Source organism: Micromonospora sp. D75 (assembly GCF_018070405.1).
In the GTDB taxonomy this organism is placed as follows: domain Bacteria; phylum Actinomycetota; class Actinomycetes; order Mycobacteriales; family Micromonosporaceae; genus Micromonospora; species Micromonospora chalcea.
This window is the reverse complement of sequence record NZ_JAGPXV010000714.1, coordinates 1-2,793: the sequence shown is the minus strand read 5'-3', so window position 1 is coordinate 2,793 and position 2,793 is coordinate 1. Positions and strand designations below refer to the sequence as shown.

The following is a 2,793-nucleotide window of genomic DNA, read 5'->3' as shown; positions in this document are numbered from 1 at the left end:
GCAGGTCGGCCAGGTGCGGGTCGGCCAGGGCGGCGCGCGCCGCGCGTACCGCTTCCAGCTTGTCGTCGGCGGCGAGCGCGGCCTCGACGCGCAGCTCGTGCAGCGGCAGCCGGTGGTTGGGCCACAGGTAGGGGCGGCTGAGGAACGCCAGCGCCCGCCCGACGACCTCGTCGGCGGCGGGGTGGGCGCGGGCCAGGTGCAGCCCGGCGCGCAGTTGCAGCCAGTGCAGACCGGAGACGCCCGGCGGGTCGATGCGGGCCGCCTCGGCGCAGGTGGTGTCCGCCTCGTCCCAGCGGCCCAGCGCGATCAGCGCCTCGGCCCGGTTCGACAGCAGGTACGCCCCGATCGAGCGGCTGATGCCGACCCGGCGCGCCTCGGTCACCCCGGCCGCGGCCGCCTGCTCGGACTCGTCGTAGCGGCCCAGCTCGTAGAGCACGTCGGAGAGGAAGACCAGCGCGCTGACCAGGGCCCACGAGTCACCGGCGGCACGGGCCCGCGCCTCGACCCGGCGCAGCTCGGCCAACCCGCGCTCCGGCGTGCCGTCGAGGCGGTGCAGCAGGGCGATCCGGGTGGGCAGCAGCACCAGGTCGGTGCCGACCTCGGACGCGCCGGCCGCGGCTTCGGCGGCCACCGTGGCGGCCTCGCGCGGGTCGACCTTCATCAGGTGCGACGCGATGTCGGCCAGCACGGCGAACCGTTCCGGGCCGTCGGGGGCGCGGGCCGCCAGCCGGTACGCCTCGCGCAGCTCGGCCGCGCCGTCGCTCTTGCCGAGCAGCGCGAACAGCCGGCCCCGGTGGTCGAGCAGGCGGGCGGCGCGCAGCGGTTCGGCGTCGGAGTCGACCTCGGCCAGCGCGGCCCGGGTGAGCGTGAGCGCCCGGCTGAGGTCACCGGCGGTGACCGCGGCGGTGAGCGTGTCCTCGAGTACCCGCAGGTGGTCCATGCCGAGCCGGTCCGCGGCGTCGGGCACCTGCTCCCACAGTTCGAGGACGCGCTCCAGCAGGCGGCTCTGCTCGGCGTACGCGTACCGTTCGGCGGCTGCCTCGGCGGCGACCCGGGCGGCGGTGAGCGCGCGCGGGTGGTCGTGCGCCGCGTACCAGTGGTGGGCGATCTCGGCCGGGGCGCGACCGGCGGCGACCAGGTGGGGTTGGGCCTCGATCGCGGCGGCGTACCGGGCGTGCAGCCGGGCGTGCTCGCCGGGCAGCAGGTCGTCGTGCACCGCCTCGCGGACCAGCGCGTGCCGGAACTCGTAGTCGCCGTCCGGGTCGGCCACCACGAGCTGACCGGCGACGGCGGCGCGCAGCGCGTCCTCCAGTTCGGCCTCGGGCAGGCCGGCCACCTCGGCGAGCAGCTGGTGGGCGAAGCGGGTGCCGCCGGCGGCGGCGATCCGCAGCACCCGCTGGGCCGGCTCGGGCAGCCGGTCGACGCGGGCCAGCAGCAGGTCGCGCAGCGTCTCCGGGATGGTGGCGCAGCCGACCGGGCCACCGGCGGCGGCCAGCTCCTCGATGAAGAACGGGTTGCCCTGGGTGCGTTCGTGCACGTCGTCCACGGTCCGGGCGAACTGCTCGACACCGAGCAGGTCGGCGAGCACGGCGGCGGTGCCGTCGCGGTCGAGGCGGCCCAGCTCGATCCGGTCCACGCCGCGGACCCGGTCCAGCTCGGCGAGGAACGGCCGCAGCGGGTGCCCGCGGTGCAGCTCGTCGGTGCGGTACGTGCAGACCACCAGCAGGCGGGTGGCGCGGGCGGCCCGCACCAGGAAGCCGATCAGGTCGCGGGTGGAGCGGTCGGCCCAGTGCAGGTCCTCGATCACCAGCACCAGCGGGCGTTCCTCGGCGATGCGCCGGAACAGGTCGGCGACCAGGTCGAACAGGTAGCCGCGCGGGGTGTCGGCGAGGGCCGGCCCGGCGGGCGCGGCGACGCCTGCGGGCATCCGGGCCAGCTCGGGCAGCAGCCGGGCGAACTCCGCCTCGTAGCCGGCGAAGGCGGCCGGCCCGTCGTGGCGCAGCACGTCGCGCAGCGCGGCCGCGAACGGGGCGAACGGCAGGCCGGCCTCGCCCAGTTCCAGGCACTGGCCGACCAGCAGCCGCGCCCCGGCGGTGTGGACGTGCGTGCCGAACTCCTCCAGCAGCCGGGTCTTGCCGACCCCGGCCTCGCCGCCGACGAGCACGGTCGTCGGGTCGCCGGAGCGTGCCCGGGCCAGCGCGTCGCCGAGCACTGTCAGCTCGGGCCGGCGGCCGACGAGGACGGTGCTGGCGGCGCGTACTGTCACGCCGTCGAGCATGCCACGGCCCCCCGACGGCCTCGCCTGGCCGATCGGGCGGTCGGTGGCCGCCGGCCCGGCCGCCCCCGTGACGGCCGGACCGGCGACGACCGCCGGCGCGGTCACCGGCGGGCGTCGGTGATGCGGGCGTGGTGCTGTCGGCGGCTCAGCCAGCCGCGCGGGTGCCGTCGGGGCAGCGACCGGGCCAGCCGGTCCTGCGCCGCGTCGGCCTGCAGTTCAGAGGCGTGGCTGCGGTGGATGCTGAGGATGAACTCCGCGTCGTTGCCGAACATGTCGGATCTCCCTGTCGTGGGTCTGTCGTCGCTGTCGAGATCCACTTTTCGCGCGAAGGTGCCCCCGGCACATGGGTACGCCGCCTGATCTTTGCCCCCGCCGCCTCCTTACCTGAGGGCCGACGAGGGGCCGCGCGGCCGTAAGGTACTCAGCCCGCTCCGGAAGAGGCGGCCACGGATCAACGTGACGTGCGCCGACCACTAGACTCTGCGGCATGGCAAAGCCCCAGGAGAAGGTCTCGT

General features: G+C 76.3%; 2 protein-coding genes. Both read right to left on the bottom strand.

What is annotated here, in order from left to right; translation table 11 throughout:
• Positions 1–2,266, bottom strand: a 2,266-nt coding sequence (locus tag KBX39_RS28035; protein WP_312247500.1) for an AAA family ATPase, incomplete at its 3' end; no start/stop codon positions are given.
• 113 nt (positions 2,267–2,379) lie between these two features.
• Complete coding sequence (locus tag KBX39_RS28030) at positions 2,380–2,550, bottom strand: hypothetical protein (RefSeq protein ID WP_166456627.1); 171 nt, start codon at positions 2,548–2,550, stop codon at positions 2,380–2,382.
• Positions 2,551–2,793: the final 243 nt, after the last annotated feature.